13 protein-coding genes are annotated in these 16,537 nt (G+C 69.8%); 11 read left to right on the top strand and 2 right to left on the bottom strand.

Annotated features, from left to right (window positions below; genetic code table 11):
- The 8 genes from AC1DYN_RS19570 to AC1DYN_RS19535 all read left to right on the top strand — a co-directional run.
- A partial coding sequence (locus AC1DYN_RS19570; protein WP_477962588.1) for an ammonium transporter occupies positions 1-1,371 on the top strand: 1,371 nt, incomplete at its 5' end.
- Positions 1,372-2,153: 782 nt separating this feature from the next.
- The gene (gene gshA / locus AC1DYN_RS19565; protein WP_477962586.1) at positions 2,154-3,449 is read left to right on the top strand and encodes a glutamate--cysteine ligase; all 1,296 of its coding nucleotides are present in this window, start codon (positions 2,154-2,156) and stop codon (positions 3,447-3,449) included.
- A gap of 150 nt (positions 3,450-3,599) precedes the next feature.
- A complete protein-coding gene (locus tag AC1DYN_RS19560) occupies positions 3,600-5,474 on the top strand; it encodes a potassium transporter Kup (protein WP_477962583.1) in 1,875 nt (624 codons plus the stop codon).
- Between the two features lie 35 nt (positions 5,475-5,509).
- A complete protein-coding gene (locus tag AC1DYN_RS19555; protein WP_477962581.1) occupies positions 5,510-6,694 on the top strand; it encodes a benzoate/H(+) symporter BenE family transporter in 1,185 nt (394 codons plus the stop codon).
- A 16-nt stretch (positions 6,695-6,710) separates the two neighbouring features.
- Positions 6,711-7,655 (top strand): glutathione synthase, encoded by a 945-nt coding sequence (gshB, locus tag AC1DYN_RS19550; RefSeq protein ID WP_477962579.1) that lies wholly within the window; start codon positions 6,711-6,713, stop codon positions 7,653-7,655.
- Between the two features lie 39 nt (positions 7,656-7,694).
- On the top strand, positions 7,695-9,584 hold the full coding sequence (gene abc-f / locus AC1DYN_RS19545) for a ribosomal protection-like ABC-F family protein (protein ID WP_477962577.1): 1,890 nt from the start codon (positions 7,695-7,697) through the stop codon (positions 9,582-9,584).
- Positions 9,584-10,156 carry a nicotinamide riboside transporter PnuC gene (gene pnuC, locus AC1DYN_RS19540; protein ID WP_477962575.1) on the top strand — a complete coding sequence of 191 codons (573 nt, stop codon included), beginning with the start codon at positions 9,584-9,586 and terminating at the stop codon, positions 10,154-10,156. Before abc-f ends, pnuC begins: the two co-directional genes overlap by 1 nt.
- Complete coding sequence (locus AC1DYN_RS19535) at positions 10,153-11,229, top strand: AAA family ATPase (RefSeq protein WP_477962573.1); 1,077 nt, start codon at positions 10,153-10,155, stop codon at positions 11,227-11,229. Before pnuC ends, AC1DYN_RS19535 begins: the two co-directional genes overlap by 4 nt.
- A gap of 16 nt (positions 11,230-11,245) precedes the next feature.
- On the opposite strand, the gene AC1DYN_RS19530 is transcribed toward AC1DYN_RS19535, so the two are convergent.
- Together AC1DYN_RS19530 and AC1DYN_RS19525 are read right to left on the bottom strand one after the other, a co-directional pair.
- A complete protein-coding gene (locus tag AC1DYN_RS19530) occupies positions 11,246-12,004 on the bottom strand; it encodes a hypothetical protein (protein ID WP_477962571.1) in 759 nt (252 codons plus the stop codon).
- Positions 12,005-12,037: 33 nt separating this feature from the next.
- A complete protein-coding gene (locus tag AC1DYN_RS19525; protein ID WP_477962569.1) occupies positions 12,038-13,519 on the bottom strand; it encodes an aminotransferase-like domain-containing protein in 1,482 nt (493 codons plus the stop codon).
- Positions 13,520-13,605: 86 nt separating this feature from the next.
- Here AC1DYN_RS19525 and AC1DYN_RS19520 point away from each other — a divergent pair, with 86 nt between their 5' ends.
- The 3 genes from AC1DYN_RS19520 to AC1DYN_RS19510 are packed head-to-tail and all read left to right on the top strand — an operon-like array spanning position 13,606 to position 16,534.
- On the top strand, positions 13,606-14,526 hold the full coding sequence (locus tag AC1DYN_RS19520; protein ID WP_477962567.1) for a DMT family transporter: 921 nt from the start codon (positions 13,606-13,608) through the stop codon (positions 14,524-14,526).
- Positions 14,523-15,701, top strand: a complete 1,179-nt coding sequence (locus tag AC1DYN_RS19515) for an aminotransferase-like domain-containing protein (protein WP_477962565.1) — start codon at positions 14,523-14,525, stop codon at positions 15,699-15,701. Before AC1DYN_RS19520 ends, AC1DYN_RS19515 begins: the two co-directional genes overlap by 4 nt.
- Positions 15,701-16,534 carry a PhzF family phenazine biosynthesis protein gene (locus AC1DYN_RS19510; protein ID WP_477962563.1) on the top strand — a complete coding sequence of 278 codons (834 nt, stop codon included), beginning with the start codon at positions 15,701-15,703 and terminating at the stop codon, positions 16,532-16,534. The genes AC1DYN_RS19515 and AC1DYN_RS19510 overlap by 1 nt, the downstream gene beginning before the upstream one ends.
- The last annotated feature ends 3 nt before the right edge of the window (positions 16,535-16,537 follow it).

Genomic DNA, 16,537 nt, shown 5'->3' with positions numbered 1-16,537 from the left:
GCCGCAGCCTCGGCGGCCACCGCCGCATCGGCCCCGGCCGCGCCGGTGGCCAACAAGGGCGACGTCGCCTGGATGATCGTCGCGACCCTGCTCGTCATCATGATGACGGTGCCGGGCCTGGCGCTGTTCTACGGCGGCCTGGTGCGCAGCAAGAACATGCTGTCGGTGCTGATGCAGGTGATGGTCACGTTCTCGCTGATCGTCGTGCTGTGGACCATCTACGGCTACAGCCTCGCGTTCACCGAAGGCAACAAGTTCGTCGGCGGCCTCGACCGGCTGTTCATGAAGGGCATCTTCGACGCGGCCACCGGCACGTTCGCGATGGGCGCCACCTTCAGCAAGGGGGTCTACATCCCCGAGCTGCTGTTCGCCGCCTTCCAGGCCACCTTCGCCGGCATCACCTGCTGCCTGATCGTCGGCGCCTTCGCCGAGCGCATCAAGTTCTCGGCCGTGCTGCTGTTCATGACGCTGTGGTTCACCTTCAGCTACGCGCCGATCGCGCACATGGTCTGGTTCTGGATGGGCCCGGATGCATACAGCGCTGCCGGCGTCGTCGACGAGATGAACGCCAAGGCGGGCATGCTGTGGCAATGGGGCGCGCTCGACTTCGCGGGCGGTACCGTGGTGCACATCAACGCCGCGGTGGCCGGCCTGGTCGGTGCCTACATGATCGGCAAGCGCATCGGCTACGGCAAGGAGTCGTTCACGCCGCACTCGCTGACGCTGACGATGGTCGGTGCCGCGCTGCTGTGGGTGGGCTGGTTCGGCTTCAACGCCGGCTCCGCGCTGGAAGCCGGCAACAGCGCCGTGCTCGCCTTCATGAACACCTTCACGGCCACCTCGGCCGCGGTGCTGGCCTGGTGCATCGGTGAAGCGCTGATGCGCGGCAAGGCCTCGATGCTGGGTGCGGCGTCGGGTGCGGTGGCGGGCCTGGTGGCGATCACCCCGGCGGCCGGCAACGTCGGCCTGATGGGCGCGATCGTGATCGGCTTCATCGCCGGCTTCGCCTGCCTGTGGGGTGTCAACGGCCTGAAGAAGCTGCTCGGCGCGGACGACTCGCTGGACGTGTTCGGCGTGCACGGCGTCGGCGGCATCGTCGGCGCGCTGCTGACCGGCGTGTTCAACACGCAATCGCTCGGCGGCCCCGGCCTGGTCGGCGACTGGGTCACGGCCTCCGTGATCTCCAACCCGATCGGCGCCCAGGTCTGGATCCAGCTGAAGGCCGTGGTCGTGACCATCGTCTGGTCGGGCGTGGTGTCGCTGGTCGCCTTCAAGATCGTCGACTTGGTGATCGGCCTGCGCGTCACCGAGGAAGAGGAACGCGAGGGGCTGGACATCTCGGCCCATGGCGAGACGGCTTATCACCAGTAAATAGCTGGCGCGATGCCATCGGGAGGCCGCCGCGAGGCGGCCTTTTTCATTCTCGCTGCGCGAGGGCTTTTGCTCACTGCGTGGCGTGCCGGGTCTCGCCCCGGCGGGCGAGTCACTTTCTTTGTCTTGCCAAAGAAAGTAACCAAAGAAGGCGCTTGAACCCGAACACCATGCAGTTCGTTCTGCACGCTTCGGCCACAGGCGGCCTTTACACGGCCGCTYGAGATCTGACCCGCATCTCGATTGTTGGATCTTCTTCTCCACCCGACTCGCTGCGCCTCGTCTCAACGAAGTGAGGAACGATTCCCGGATTGGCATCCGGGCTACCCAGTGTTCGTAGCCCGGATGCCAATCCGGGGTTCGTCSATCACTTTGCCGCGTAGCRGCGGGCTCCCGACGATGCGAAGCGAGGCGGATGGAGAAGAAGATCCAACAATCGAGATGAGGGTCAGAGCCAGAACGGCCGTGTAAAGGCCGCTTGTGGCCGAAGCGTGCAGAACGAACTGCATGGTGTTCGGGTTGAGGCCCTTTGCTTTGGTTACTTTCATTTGGGCCGCAAATGAAAGCGAAGCTTCGGCGAAGCCAAAGTGACTCGCCCGCCGGGGCGAGACCCGGCAACAGCCTCACGCAGTGAACCTGCGCAAGCCCTCGCGCAGCGAGAAAAACAACGCCCCCACGCCGTGACGCAAGCCTCACCCCGCCCGGGGCCTCGTCCCTTGCCATCGACGCGCCCGACCCCAGATGCCTAGAATCCCTGCCTCAGGCGTTCATTCCGGGCTTCTATGGTTCCCCACCTCATCACCGCTCTCACCGGCCCGATCAACGAACTGGAGCAGCGCATCCTCGAATCGCTGCCGGCCATCGAACGCTGGTTCCGCCTCGAATGGATGGAGCACACGCCGCCGTTCTACACCTCGGTGGACGTGCGCAACGCCGGCTTCAAGCTGGCGCCGGTCGACACCAACCTGTTCCCCGGCGGCTTCAACAACCTGACCCCCGAGATGCTGCCGCTGGCAGTGCAGGCGGCCATGGCGGCGATCGAGAAGATCTGCCCGGAAGCCAAGAACCTGCTGCTGATCCCCGAGAAGCACACCCGCAACACCTTCTACCTGACCAACGTCGCGCGGCTGACGCAGATCTTCCACCAGGCCGGGTTGAACGTGCGCCTGGGCACGCTGGACGACAGCATCAAGGCCCCGACCCAGATCGACCTGCCCGACGGCAGCTCGCTGACGGTCGAGCCGCTGCTGCGCACGCGCGGCCGCCTGGGCCTGAAGGACTTCGATCCTTGCACGATCCTGCTGAACAACGACCTGTCGGCCGGCATCCCGAAGGTGCTCGAGAACCTGCACGAGCAGTACCTGCTGCCGCCGCTGCACGCCGGCTGGGCGGTGCGGCGCAAGACCAACCACTTCCAGGCCTACGAGGAAGTGGCCAAGAAGTTCGCCAAGCTGCTGGGCATGGACCCGTGGCTGATCAACCCGATGTTCGCGCGCTGCGGCGAGGTCAACTTCACCGACGGCACCGGCGCCGAATGCCTGGCCAGCAACGCCGAGGCGCTGCTCGGCAAGATCCGCCGCAAGTACAAGGAATACGGCATCCAGGAAAAACCGTTCATCATCGTGAAGGCCGACGCCGGCACCTACGGCATGGGCATCATGACGGTGCGCGACCCGAAGGACCTGGTCGACCTGAACCGCAAGTCGCGCAACAAGATGAGCGTGATCAAGGACGGCCAGGAGGTCAGCGAGGTCATCCTGCAGGAAGGCGTGCCCACCTACGAACGCGTCAACGACGCCGTCGCCGAGCCGGTGGTCTACATGATCGACCGCTACGTGGTCGGCGGCTTCTACCGCGTCAACGCCGAACGCGGCATCGACGAAAACCTGAACTCTCCGGGGGCGAGCTTCGTGCCGCTGGCCTTCGCCGAATCCAACCAGCTGCCGAAGCCGGGCGTCAAGCCGGGCGCCAGCGCGCCGAACCGCTTCTACATGTATGGCGTGATCGCCCGCCTGGCGATGCTGGCCGCCAGCTACGAGCTCGAAGCGACCGACCCGGACGCCGAGGTCTACGAGTAAGCCCGCCTTTTACTCCTCTCGTTGCTGCACTGCAACATCAACCCCTGTGGGCCGGGGGTGCGGCGCGACGGCATGTTTCCGCTCGTATCCCCGGGCGCACAATGAGCGTCCTTTGATTGAGCCGTGCCCCCTTGGCGGGCGCGGTGGAACGTGAATCAGCATCGTCCCAGCTCCAGCCTGGCGGCCCTCACGCTGGGGGCCATCGGCGTCGTCTACGGCGACATCGGCACCAGCCCCCTCTACGCCCTCAAGGAAGTTTTTGCCCACGGCCACGTGCCGCTGACGCCGCAGAACATCTACGGCGTGCTGTCGCTGGTGTTCTGGACGCTGACCGTCGTGGTGTCCATCAAGTACGTCGTGCTGATCCTGCGTGCCGACAACAACGGTGAAGGCGGGTTGATCGCTATGTTGGCGCTCGCTTCTCAAGCAGTCAAGGACAGGCCTGTGTTGCGCAAACGGCTGCTGATGGTCGGCATCTTCGGCACCGCGATCTTCTTCGGCGACGGCGTGATCACGCCGGCCATCACGGTGCTGGGCGCGATCGAGGGCCTGGAGGTGGCCGCGCCGGGCCTGCACCACTACATCGTGCCGCTGTCGCTGGTGGTGCTGACGCTGCTGTTCCTGGTGCAGCGGCACGGCACGGCCACGGTGGGCAAGCTGTTCGGGCCGGTGATGGTGCTGTGGTTCGCGGTGCTGGCGGTGCTGGGCCTGGCGCAGATCGCGACCAACCCGGCGGTGCTGGCGGCGCTGGGCCCCCAATATGCGCTGGCCTTCCTGCTGGGCCACCCGGGCATCGCCTTCATCGCGCTCGGCTCGATCGTGCTGTGCGTGACCGGTGCCGAAGCGCTGTACGCCGACATGGGTCACTTCGGCAAGCGGCCGATCCGCCTCGCGTGGTTCAGCCTCGCGATGCCGGCGCTCGTGCTGAACTACTTCGGCCAGGGCGCGATGCTGCTGGCGCATCCGGAGAACGTGAAGAACCCGTTCTACGAGATGGCCCCGCAGTGGGCGCTGTACCCGCTGATCGGGCTGGCGACGCTGGCCGCGGTGATCGCGTCGCAGGCGCTGATCACGGCGGCGTTCTCGGTCACCAAGCAGGCGATGCAGCTGGGCTACCTGCCGCGGCTGCGCATCCTGCACACCTCGGTGCGCGAGACGGGGCAGGTCTACCTGCCGTTCGTCAACTGGGGGCTGTACGCCTGCATCGTGATGGCGGTCGTGACCTTCGGCTCCAGCAGCAAGCTGGCCGCGGCCTACGGCATCGCGGTGACGATCGACATGCTGATCACGACCACGATGACCTTCTTCGTGATCCGCTACGGCTGGCGCTACCCGTGGTCGCTCAGTGCGGCGGCGACCGGCTTCTTCTTCCTGGTCGATTTCACCTACTTCAGCGCCAACGTGATCAAGGTGTTCGACGGCGGCTGGTTCCCGGTGGTGATCGGCGGCGTGATGTTCATGATCATGATGACCTGGAAGCAGGGCCGCCGGCTGATGGCCGAGCGCCTGCGCGAGGACGCGATCGACCTGAAGAGCTTCCTCGACGCGGTGTTCGTGAGCCCGCCGACGCGCGTGGGCGGCACGGCGGTGTTCCTGGTCAGCGAGCAGGGCCTGACGCCGAACGCGCTGCTGCACAACCTCAAGCACAACAAGGTGCTGCACGAGACCAACCTGTTCGTCACCGTCAAGCAGCACGAGGTGCCGTGGATCGGCTTCGACAAGCGCTGCGAGATGGAATCGCTGGGGCGCGACTGCTGGCAGGTGACGGTGCACTTCGGCTTCAAGAACGAGCCGGACGTGCCCGAGGCGCTGGCCTTCCTGCGCACGCGCGGCTGCCAGATGGACGACATGGAGACCTCGTACTTCCTGTCGCGCGACATCGTGATCCCGACCTTCGGCAGCGGCATGGCGAGCTGGCGCGAGAAGCTGTTCGCAGGGATGCACCGGAACGCGGCGGCGGCGGCGGACTTCCTGAGCCTGCCCACCAACCGCGTCGTGGAGTTGGGCTCGAAAGTCGAAATCTAGCAGCCCGGATGCCAAGCCGGGATCATCCGTCACGAATGAAGATCCGCCCGTCCGACATGTCGCTGTCCGCCTTCGTGGCCGGCTTCGTCGCCGTCCTCGTCGGCTTCACCAGCTCGGTGGCCATCGTCTTCTCGGCCGCGCAGGCGCTGGGCGCCGGGCCGGCCGAGATCAGCTCGTGGATGTGGGCGCTCGGCCTCGGCATGGGGCTGTGCTCCATCGTGCCGTCGCTGTGGCTGCGCCAGCCGGTGATGATCGCGTGGTCCACGCCGGGCGCCGCGGTGCTGGCCACCGCCGCCGCGAGCGGCGGCTTCCACCTGCCCGAGGCCGTCGGTGCCTTCCTCGTCAGTGCCGCGCTGATCGCACTGTTCGGCGTCACCGGCTGGTTCGAGCGGCTGATGGGCCGCATCCCGATGCCGCTCGCGAGCGCCTTGCTGGCCGGCGTGCTGGCGCGCTTCGGGCTCGATGCCTTCATCGCGCTGAAGTCGTCGTTCGCGCTGGTGCTGCTGATGCTCGCCGCCTACCTGGTCGGGCGCCGGCTGTGGCCGCGCTACGCGGTGCCCGGCGTGCTGGCCGCCGGCACCGCCTGCGCGGCGCTGCAGGGCCAGCTGCACCTGGGCGCGGTGTCGCTCGGCCTGACGCTGCCGGTCTTCACCGCGCCGGTGTTCACGCTGCCGGCCATCGTCAGCCTGGCGCTGCCGCTGTTCGTCGTCACGATGGCCTCGCAGAACCTGCCCGGCGTCGCCGCCATCCGCGCGGCCGGCTACGACATGCCGGTGTCGACGCTGATCACGATCACCGGCGTCGCGACGCTGCTGCTCGCGCCCTTCGGCGCGTTCGCGCTGAACCTGTCGGCCATCACCGCCGCCATCGTCATGGGCCGCGAGGCGCATGAAGACAAGGACCGCCGCTACATGGCCGCCGTCGCCTGCGGGCTGATCTACGTCGTGATCGGCCTGTTCGGCGCCGCCGTCACCGGCGTGCTGACCGCCTTCCCGCGCGAGCTGGTGGTGGCGATCGCCGGCCTCGCGCTGCTGGGCAGCATCGGCAGCGGGCTCGCATCGGCGCTGAAGGAGGACGCGCACCGCGAGGCCGCGCTGATCACCTTCCTGGTCACGCTGAGCGGCCTGAGCCTGTGGGGCATCGGCTCGGCCTTCTGGGGCGTGGTGGCCGGCGCGCTCGCGCTTTTTGTGCAACAGTGGCGACCCCGAATCGCTGCCTGACCGAAAGAGCCTCGCCATGACGCTGCTGTTCGTTGCCGACCCGCTGGAAGCCTTCAAGACCTACAAGGATTCGACCTTCGCGATGATGCGCGAAGCCGCGAGGCGCGGCCACGCGCTGGCCGCCTGCGAGCCGCGCGACCTGGTGTGGCAGCGCGGCGGCCGCGTGCAGGCCAAGGTGCGGTCGTTCACCCTCACGGGCGACCCGCACGCCTGGTTCGACGAACAGCCCGCGCGCACGCTGGCGCTGGCCGACACCACCGCGGTGCTGATGCGCAAGGACCCGCCGTTCGACAGCGAGTACTTCTACGCCACCCACCTGCTGCAGCAGGCCGAGCGCGAAGGCGCTCGCGTGTTCAACAAGCCGGCCTCGCTGCGCGACCACCCTGAAAAGCTCGCGATCCTCGAGTTCCCCGACTTCATCGGCCCGACGCTGGTGACGCGCGACGAGGCCGAGATCAAGCGCTTCCATGCGGAGCACCAGGACATCATCCTGAAGCCGCTCGACGGCATGGGCGGCATGGGCATCTTCCGCGTCGGCCCCGATGGGCTGAACCTGGGCAGCATCACCGAGACGCTGAACAAGGGCGGCACGCAGACGGTGATGGTGCAGCGCTACCTGCCCGAGATCGTCAAGGGCGACAAGCGGGTGCTGGTGATCGGCGGCGTGCCGGTGCCGTTCTCGCTGGCGCGCATCCCGCAGGGCAGCGAGATCCGCGGCAACCTGGCGGCCGGCGGCAAGGGCGTGGCGCAGCCGCTGTCGGCCCGCGACCGCGAGATCGCCGAGGCGCTGGGCCCGGTGCTGGCCGCGCGCGGGCTGCTGCTGGTGGGGCTGGACATCATCGGCGACAGCCTGACCGAGATCAACGTGACCAGCCCGACCTGCTTCCAGGAGATCACGCAGCAAGCCGGCTTCGACGTGGCGGAGATGTTCATCGACGCGCTGGAGGCCGCCCTGGGATAATCCGCGGTTTCCTTCGCTGGCTTCATCGCCGGGTTCGCCATGGCCGTCCTCTCGCTTTCCAATGCCCACCTGGCCTACGGCCACGTGGCCCTGCTCGACAACGCGGCCTTCTCGCTGGAAACCGGTGAGCGCCTGGGGCTGATCGGCCGCAACGGCGCCGGCAAGTCCTCGATGCTGAAGATCATCGCCGGGCTGGAAAAGCTCGACGACGGCCTGCTGCAGATGACGCAAGGCGTGCGCATCTGCTATGTGCCGCAGGAGCCGGCGTTCGAGCCCGGCCACACGGTGTTCGAAGCGGTCAGCGAAGGCGTGGCCGAAGCCCGCGCCGTTCGCCAGGCCTACGAGGAGCATGCCGAAGGCGTCGACCTCGACGCGTTGCAGACGCGCATCGAGGCGCTCGACGCCTGGAACTGGGAGCAGCGCGTGGACACCACGCTCGCGCAGCTTCACCTCGACGGCACGCGCGAGATCGGCCAGCTCTCGGGCGGCATGAAGAAGCGCGTCGCGCTGGCGCAGGCCCTGGTCGCCGTGCCCGACGTGCTGCTGCTCGACGAGCCGACCAACCACCTCGATCTCGACTCGATCGCCTGGCTCGAAGAGCTGCTGCGCGGCTTCAAGGGCAGCGTGATGCTGATCACCCACGACCGCGCCTTCCTCGACGGCGTGGCCACGCGCATCCTCGAGCTCGACCGCGGCATCATCCGCAGCTACCCCGGCAACTTCAGCGCCTACGAACGCATGAAGGAAGAGCAGCTCGCGTCCGACGCGCTCGCCAACGCGCGCGCCGACAAGCTGCTGGCCCAGGAAGAGGTGTGGATCCGCAAGGGCGTCGAAGCACGCCGCACGCGCAGCGTGGCGCGCATCCAGCGGCTGGAAGTCCTGCGCGACCAGCGCCGGAAGCGGCGCGACTCGCTGGGCCAGGTGCGCCTGGAGGTGGACTCCGGCGCACCCAGCGGCAAGATCGTGGCCGAGCTGCGCGACGTGAACCTGCGCTTCGGCGCGAAGGTGATCGTGAAGGACTTCACCGCCACCATCCTGCGCGGCGACAAGGTCGGCCTGATCGGACCGAACGGTGCCGGCAAGACGACGCTGCTGAAACTCATCCTCGGCGAACTGAAAGCCGACTCCGGCCATGTGCGCCAGGGCAGCAAGCTGGAGGTCGCCTACTTCGACCAGATGCGCAGCACGCTGAAGCTCGATGCGACGCTTGCCGACACCATCAGCCCGGGCAGCGAATGGGTCGAGTTCAACGGCCAGCGCAAGCACGTGATGAGCTACCTGAACGACTTCCTGTTCTCGCCCGAGCGCGCCAACTCGCCGGTGCGCACGCTGAGCGGCGGCGAGCGCAACCGCGTGCTGCTGGCGCGCCTGTTCGCGCTGCCGGCCAACGTGCTGGTGCTCGACGAACCCACCAACGACCTCGACATCGACACGCTCGAGCTGCTCGAGGAACTGCTGCAGGGCTACCCGGGCACGGTGTTCCTGGTGAGCCACGACCGGCGCTTCCTCGACAACGTGGTGACCAGCACGATCGCGTGGGAGGGCGACGAGAGTCCGGGCTTCTGGCGCGAGTACGAAGGCGGCTACGAGGACTGGAAGCTGCAGCGCGACCGCGCACGGGCGCTGCGCGACAAGGCCGCGAAGGCCGCCCCGGCGCCGACGCCGCCCGCGGCAGCGGCGGCCGCACCGGCCGCGCCGGTCGCGAAGAAGGCCAAGCTCAGCTACAAGGAACAGCGCGAACTGGACGGCCTGCCGGCCCGCATCGAGGCGCTGGAGGCCGAGCAGAAGGCCTTGTCCGAGCTGCTCGCCGGTACCGGGATCTACACCGGCGATGCCGCGAAGCTGGCCGCCGCGCAGGCGCGCTATGCCGCGCTCGACGACGAGCTGCTGGGCGCGCTGACGCGCTGGGAAGAACTCGGCGCCCGCTGATGGCGTGGCCGCCCCCGCTGGAGCTGGCCGCGAACGCGGTGACCACGCTGTCCATCGGCCTCGCGGCGCGCAACAGCGTGCACACCTGGTGGACCGGCATCGCCGGCAGCCTGCTGTTCGGCGTGCTGTTCTTCCAGAGCCAGCTGTATGCCGACGTGACGCTGCAGGGCTTCTTCGTCGCGACCAGCCTGCTGGGCTGGTGGCACTGGCATGGCGGCAGGGCCGCCGTCGCACCGCCGGTGCGGCGCAGCTCGGCGCGGCTGATCGGGGGCTGCTTGCTGGCGGCGCTGGCGGTGACGGCCGCGTACGGCAGCCTGCTGCACCACTGGACCGATGCCTATGCGCCCTACGTCGACTCGGCCGTGCTGGCGTTCAGCGTCGTCGCGCAACTGCTGTTGATGCGCCGGCGCCTGGAGACCTGGCCGGCCTGGCTGCTGGTCAACACGCTGTCGGTGCCGCTGTATGCCTCGCGCGGGCTGACGCTGACGGCCATGCTGTATGCCATCTATTGGCTCAACGCCTGGTACGGCGGCTGGCGCTGGTGGCGCGACTGGCGCGCGGTGGCGGCATGAGCCCGCCGGGCCGCCCCAAGGGCGAATACCGCAGTGCGCAGCACGAAGGTACTCCAGTGAACGGGCTGGTGGTCGGCAAGTTCGCGCCGCTGCACCTCGGTCACGAGGCCTTGCTGCAGCATGCGCTGGCGCACTGCGGCCGACTGTTGGTGCTGTCGTACACGAATCCGGAGTTCGCGGGTTGCGGCGTCGTGCGGCGCAGCGCATGGCTGCGGCGCTGCTGCCCGTCGGCCGAGGTGCAGGTGATCGACGACCACTGGCTGCAGGCGCGCGGCAGCGCGCTGCGCCTGCCGCCCAACGCCGCGCCGGAAGCCGAGCAGCAGCGCTTCCTCGGCCTGCTGCTGCGCGACGTGCTGCGCGCGCCGGTGGACGCGATCTTCGCGAGCGAGGACTACGTGCACCCGACCGCCGCGACGCTGTCGGCGCTGCTGGGCCGCGACGTCGCCGCGCGGCCGTTCGACCCGCAGCGCCTGGCGGTGCCGATCAGCGCGACCCGCATCCGCGCCGAGCCGCACCGCCACCGGCGCTTCCTCGATCCACAGGTCTATGCCGGCTTCGTGTTGCGCGTCGCGCTGGTCGGTGGCGAGTCAACCGGCAAGACAAGCCTGGCGCGCGAACTGGCAGCGCACTACGGCAGCGTCTGGGCGGCGGAGTTCGGGCGCGAGCTGTGGGAGGCGCAGTCCGGGCAGCTCGGTGAACCCGACCTGCTGCGCATCGCGCAGACCCAGGCGGCGCGCGAGGACGAACTGCTGCCGCGCGCGCACCAGGTGCTGCCCTGCGACACGACGCCGCTGGTGACGCACGGCTACAGCGAGGCGATGTTCGGCGCGGCGGTGCCGGCGCTGCAGGCCTTGTCGCGGCGCGCCTACGACCGCTGGCTGCTGTGCGAGCCCGATTTCCCGTTGGTGCAGGACGGCACCCGCCGCGACGAGGCGTTCCGGCAGTGGCAGCACGCCTGGTACGAAGCGCGCCTCACCGAGCGCGGCATCCCGTTCACGCGCTTGCGCGGCACGCCGGCCGAGCGGCTGGCGCAGGCGGTCGCCGCGATCGGCGCGCCACAGCCGGCGGACTGACGGCCCCTCGCCCGGATCAGCGCCCGAGCGCGCCGAACCACGATTCGCCGATCGCCGCTCGGTGCGTGCGGCTGATGATCAGCCCCGACTGCAGGTACAACGCATTCAGCAGCCGCGCCGCGCGCGACGCGTCGAAGCCGGGCCACTCGGCCATCTCGCGCAGCGAATAGCGGTCGCCCTGCAACCGGTGCACCGCGGTGCGCAACACGCCGCCGGCGCGCAAGCCGCCGAGCGTGAAGCCCGGTGCGGCGCGGTAGGCCACCGGGCCGGCGATCTCCGGCAGCAGCGAAGCGCGCGAACCGCGCAGCGCCAGCTCCCACAACACCGGGCCGAGCGAGTGGTAATGGTGCTCGTCGCCGACCAGCGACAGCTCCTCGTCGCCCGGCGGCCGCAGCACGGCCGGCTCGACGTGCAGCACGCGCAGTTCGGTCGGGCGCTCGCGCAGCAGCGCATCGAGGTTGATCGGGCAGTGCACCAGGCGCTCGAGCGCGAACACCGTCAGCGGCACCACGGCGTCGCCCATCTGCAGGTGGATCACCACCTGCTGCGAATGGCGCACGCAGGCGGCCAGCACCTCCAGCACCTCGGACGCGTGGCCGGCCCGCTCGAAGCGGCTCAGGTCGGCCAGCAGCGACGGGCTGAGCGTCGCGCCGCGCATGCTGCTGTCGGGCACCTCGCCGAGGGCGCGCGGGCCGCCCGGCTCGTGCAGGTAGCGCTGGAAGGCGCTGACGCGCATCAACTCGGGCTCGCCGAAGGGAATGGTGGGCTCGAACATGGACTCAGAAACGCAAGGAAGTGTGACTGTAGGTCACTGGGGCGGCGAAGCAAAGCCCGGATTCCGGGGTGGGGCGGACACCACGTGGTCACGGGCCTGTTGCAGCGCCTGCCAGAACTGCGCATCCTGCGTGGTCGCGAAGTTGATGCGCATCAGATGGGTGGGGCGCGGCGTGGCATGGAAGATCGAGCCGGGGGCCAGCAGCCAGCCGTCGTCCAGCATCACCTGCGACAAGCGCTCGGTGTCGACGCCGGTGTCGACCCAGCCGAACAGCCCGCGCGGCGGGGCCGCGAAGCGGCATCCGGCCGCCTCGGCCAGTTGCACCGAGCGGGCGCGCGCCGCGTCCAGCCGCGCCATCACCCGCTCGGCATGGCGGCGCAGCAGGCCCTGCTCCAGGCAGTGCGCGAGCGCCTGCTCGGTCAGGCTGGTGGTGGTCAGGCTGCCGAGCAGCTTGGTGTCGATGAAGCGGTCGACCAGGGCCGGTGGTGCTGCCAGATAGCCGACGCGCCAGTTCGGCACCAGGATCTTCGAGAAGCCGGAGATGTAGATGGTGCGCTCCAGCGCGTCCAGCGCCGCCAGCCGCGGCAGGTGGGGCGCTGCCAGGTGGGCGTAGGTGTCGTCCTCGACGATCAGCAGCCCGTGCGACTGTGCCAGCTTCAGCAGCCGGTGCGCATGTCCGAGCGACAGCGTCGCGCCGGTCGGGTTGTGCAGCACCGAGACGGTGATGTACAGGCGCGGGCGCTCGTGCGGCTTCTGGGCCTCGATCAGGCGCTGCATCACGGCCAGGTCCGGGCCGTCCTCGCCGCGCGGCACCGGCAGCACGCGCAGGCCCAGCGCGGCCAGCCGTGCGAACTCGACCGACCAGCCGGGCTCGTCGACCAGCACGGTGTCGCCGGCGTGGGTCAGGCTGCGCGTGACGATGTCCAGCGCGTGCGTCGCGCCGAAGGTGGTGACGACCTGTTCCGGCGCGGCCTTGACGCCGACGTCGGCCAGCCGCTGCGCCAGCGCGCGGCGCAGCCGCAGGTCGCCGGCCGGCTCGCCGTACTGCAGCGCCAGGGCCGCCAGCTGCGGGCCGCTGCTGACGCGGAGCAGCGCGGTGCTCAGCATGGCCAGGTCCAGCCACTCGGAGGGCAGCGTGCCCAGGCCCGGCATCGGCCGGGCGCCGGGCGGCTGGAACATGCTGCGCACCAGCGCGATCGCGCTGAGCGGCGCCACCGGGCGGGTCGCCGGCGTGGCCGATGCGCGGGCCGCCTCGCGCGGGTTCGGCTCGCGCACGAAGAAGCCGCGCTGCTTGCGCGCCTCGACCAGGCCCTGCGCCAGCAGCTGGTCGTAGGCCGCCACGACCGTGTAGGCGCTGACGCCGTGGCGCCGCGCGCACTCGCGCACGGAGGGCAGCCGCGTGCCGGGCGCGAGCAGGCGCTGGCGGATGCGCTCGGCGAAGCGGCCGGACAGCTGCTCGGTCAGCGTCGCGTCGGCATGGCGCGACAGTGGGGAGGAAGGTGGCAAGGGGTTCATGTGCTGGCGAAAGGACCAATACAGTGCGCACAGAGGGCAGTCCAAGTGTACCGGCCCTGTGTTGGTCGTACGGTCTAGACTGCCGCATGAACGATGAGCGCAAGGGTTTGTGGATCGGCTTCCTGGGGGTCGCGATCTTCGCGATGACCACGCCGATGACCCGGCTGGCGGTGGGCCCCGACAGCGATCCGCAGCTGTCGCCGTGGTTCGTCGTGGCCGGCCGCGCCGCGCTGGCCGGCCTGCTGAGCCTCTTCTACCTGCGGTTCACGCGTGCGCCGCGCCTCACCGGGGCGCAGTTGCCGGCGCTGCTGGTCAGCGCCGCCGGCACCGTGATCGGCTTCCCGCTGTTCCTCGGCCTTGCGCTGCGCCAAGTCGATGCGATGCACGCGGCAGTGATCACCGGCGTGCTGCCGCTGGGCACCGCCATCGTCGCGGCGCTGTTCTTCCGCCAGCGGCCGTCGTTCGGCTTCTGGGCCTGTGCCGCCGTCGGCTGCGCGCTGGTGCTGGCCTTCGCGGCACGTTCCGGCGGCGGCGTCCAATGGGCCGACGGGCTGCTGCTGCTGGCGGTCGCCAGCGCGTCGGTCGGCTACGTGGCCGGGGCCCACCTGGCGCGGCAATGGCGGGCCGAGCACGTGATCTGCTGGGTGCTGGCGATCAGCCTGCCGCTCACGCTGCCGCTGATGGCCTGGACGTGGCCGGCCCAGCCGGTGCGGGCCGGTGCCTGGCTCGGCTTCGGCTACGTCACGCTGTTCTCGATGTGGCTGGGCTTCTTCGCGTGGTACCGCGGGCTCGCGCTCGGCGGTACGCTGCGCGTCAGCCAGGTCCAGCTGGTGCAGCCCTTCCTGTCGCTGCTGTTCGCCGTGCCGGTGCTCGGCGAGCAGCTGTCGGCCACCACCGTGCTGTTCTCGCTGGCCGTCATCGCCACCGTGTTCGTCGGCAAGAAGATGCCGACCCATTCGCTCCCGTCCTCCCCGTCCGTTCCCCTGTCCCCAAGGAATCCCGCATGACCTCGCGCACCCCCTGGCAGCTCGCGCAACGCGCGCACCGCATGAACCCGTCGATCATCCGGGAGATCCTGAAGGTCACCGAACAGCCCGGCATCATCTCGCTGGCCGGCGGATTGCCGTCGCCCGACAGCTTCCCGGTCGAGGCGATGCGCGAGGCCACCGCGCGCGTGCTGCGCGACACGCCGCGCGAGGCGCTGCAGTACGCGTCGAGCGAAGGGCTGCCGGCGCTGCGCGACTGGGTCGCGACGATGCTGCGCGGCCACGGGCAGCCGGTCGATGCGTCGCAGGTGCTGATCACCACCGGCTCGCAGCAGGGCCTCGACCTGGTCGGCAAGGTGCTGATCGACCCGGGCAGCCGGGTCGCGGTCGAGTCGCCGACCTACCTGGGCGCGTTGCAGGCCTTCGCGCCGTACGAGCCGGTCTTCACGGCGGTCGACTGCGACGACGACGGCCCCCTGCCCGATGCGCTGCACGGTGCCGAGGGCGCGCGCTTCCTGTACCTGCTGCCCAACTTCCAGAACCCGAGCGGCCGCTGCATGGGCGAGGCCCGCCGTGCCGCGATCGCCGAGCGCGCGCAGGCATTGAACCTGCCGCTGGTCGAGGACAACCCGTACGGCGACCTGTGGTTCGACGCCCCGCCGCCGCCGCCGCTGGCCGCGCGCTGGCCCGATGGCACGGTGTACCTCGGCTCATTCTCGAAGGTGCTGGCGCCCGGCCTGCGCCTGGGTTACGTGGTCGCGCCGGCGCCGCTGGTGCCCAAGCTGCTGCAGGCCAAGCAGGCGGCCGACCTGCACACGCCGGGCTTCAACCAGCGCATCGTGCACGAGGTGATCCGCGACGGCTTCCTCGACACCCACGTGCCGACCATCCGCGCGCGCTACAAGGCGCAGCGCGATGCGATGCGGGCCGCGCTGGAGGCGCACATGCCGCCGGGCTGCCGCTGGAACGTGCCGAGCGGCGGCATGTTCTTCTGGGTCGAGCTGCCGGCCGGCAGCGATGCGCTCGCGCTGCTGCCGCGCGCGGTCGCCAAGGGCGTGGCCTTCGTGCCGGGCTCGGCGTTCTATGCCGAGCACCCGTTGCCGAACACGCTGCGGCTGTCGTTCGTGACGGTTGCGCCGGAGCAGATCGAGCGTGGCGTGAAGGCGCTGGCCGAGGCGCTGAAGGAGGCGGTGTGATGGCTTTTTCATTCACGCAGGTCGATGTCTTCACCGACACGGCATTGCGGGGCAACCCGCTGGCCGTGGTGCATGGCGCCGACGGGCTGGACGACGCGCGCATGCAGGATTTCGCGCGCTGGACCAACCTGTCGGAGACCACCTTCCTGCTCGCGCCCACCGATGCGGCGGCCGACTACCGCGTGCGCATCTTCACGCCGGGCGGCGAGCTGCCCTTCGCCGGCCACCCGACGCTCGGCAGCTGCCATGCGTGGCTGCAGGCGGGCGGCGTGCCGAAGACGCCGGGGCGGGTCGTGCAGCAGTGCGGCGTCGGCCTGGTGGAGATCCGCCGCGATGGCGAACGCACGGCCTTTGCCGCGCCGGCGCTGCGTCGCGAGCCGGTCGATGCGGCGCTGCTGGAGCCGGTGCTCGCCGCGCTCGGGGTGCGGCGCGAGCAGCTGCGCGAGGCGCAGTGGCTGGACAACGGCCCGCGCTGGCTCGGCCTGCTGCTGGACCAGGCCGAGACCGTGCTCGCGATCGAGCCGACCCACGCGGCGCTGAAGTCGCTGGCCAAGGTCGGCGTGATCGCGCCGCATGCGGCCGGGCGGGCCTGCCAGTTCGAGGTGCGCGCCTTCGCCGCGCCGATCGGCATCCCGGAAGACCCCGTCACCGGCAGCCTGAACGCAAGCCTGGCGCAATGGCTGATCGGTGCCGGTCTCGCGCCCCAGCAGTACGTGGCCGCACAGGGCACGCGTCTCGGCCGCGCCGGACGGGTCCACATCGCCCAGCGCGACGGCCAGGTCTGGGTCGGCGGGCACAGCGTCAGCTGCATCCGGGGCGAGCTGTCGCTCTGAGCA

The sequence above is a fragment of the Rhizobacter sp. P2_D12 genome, assembly GCF_056404395.1.
The sequence above is the reverse complement of the archived record's forward strand: the minus strand, read 5'-3'. Positions and strand labels throughout refer to the sequence as shown.

What these genes read in the sequence shown, in the direction of transcription:
- gshB (WP_477962579.1), top strand. Translation starts at nt 6,711, where the DNA reads ATGACGCTGCTGTTCGTTGCCGACCCGCTGGAAGCCTTCAAGACCTAC.
- AC1DYN_RS19510 (WP_477962563.1), top strand. Translation starts at nt 15,701, where the DNA reads ATGGCTTTTTCATTCACGCAGGTCGATGTCTTCACCGACACGGCATTG.
- AC1DYN_RS19535 (WP_477962573.1), top strand. Translation starts at nt 10,153, where the DNA reads ATGAGCCCGCCGGGCCGCCCCAAGGGCGAATACCGCAGTGCGCAGCAC.
- AC1DYN_RS19530 (WP_477962571.1), bottom strand. Translation starts at nt 12,004, where the DNA reads ATGTTCGAGCCCACCATTCCCTTCGGCGAGCCCGAGTTGATGCGCGTC.
- gshA (WP_477962586.1), top strand. Translation starts at nt 2,154, where the DNA reads ATGGTTCCCCACCTCATCACCGCTCTCACCGGCCCGATCAACGAACTG.
- pnuC (WP_477962575.1), top strand. Translation starts at nt 9,584, where the DNA reads ATGGCGTGGCCGCCCCCGCTGGAGCTGGCCGCGAACGCGGTGACCACG.
- AC1DYN_RS19525 (WP_477962569.1), bottom strand. Translation starts at nt 13,519, where the DNA reads ATGAACCCCTTGCCACCTTCCTCCCCACTGTCGCGCCATGCCGACGCG.
- AC1DYN_RS19515 (WP_477962565.1), top strand. Translation starts at nt 14,523, where the DNA reads ATGACCTCGCGCACCCCCTGGCAGCTCGCGCAACGCGCGCACCGCATG.
- AC1DYN_RS19555 (WP_477962581.1), top strand. Translation starts at nt 5,510, where the DNA reads ATGAAGATCCGCCCGTCCGACATGTCGCTGTCCGCCTTCGTGGCCGGC.
- AC1DYN_RS19520 (WP_477962567.1), top strand. Translation starts at nt 13,606, where the DNA reads ATGAACGATGAGCGCAAGGGTTTGTGGATCGGCTTCCTGGGGGTCGCG.
- abc-f (WP_477962577.1), top strand. Translation starts at nt 7,695, where the DNA reads ATGGCCGTCCTCTCGCTTTCCAATGCCCACCTGGCCTACGGCCACGTG.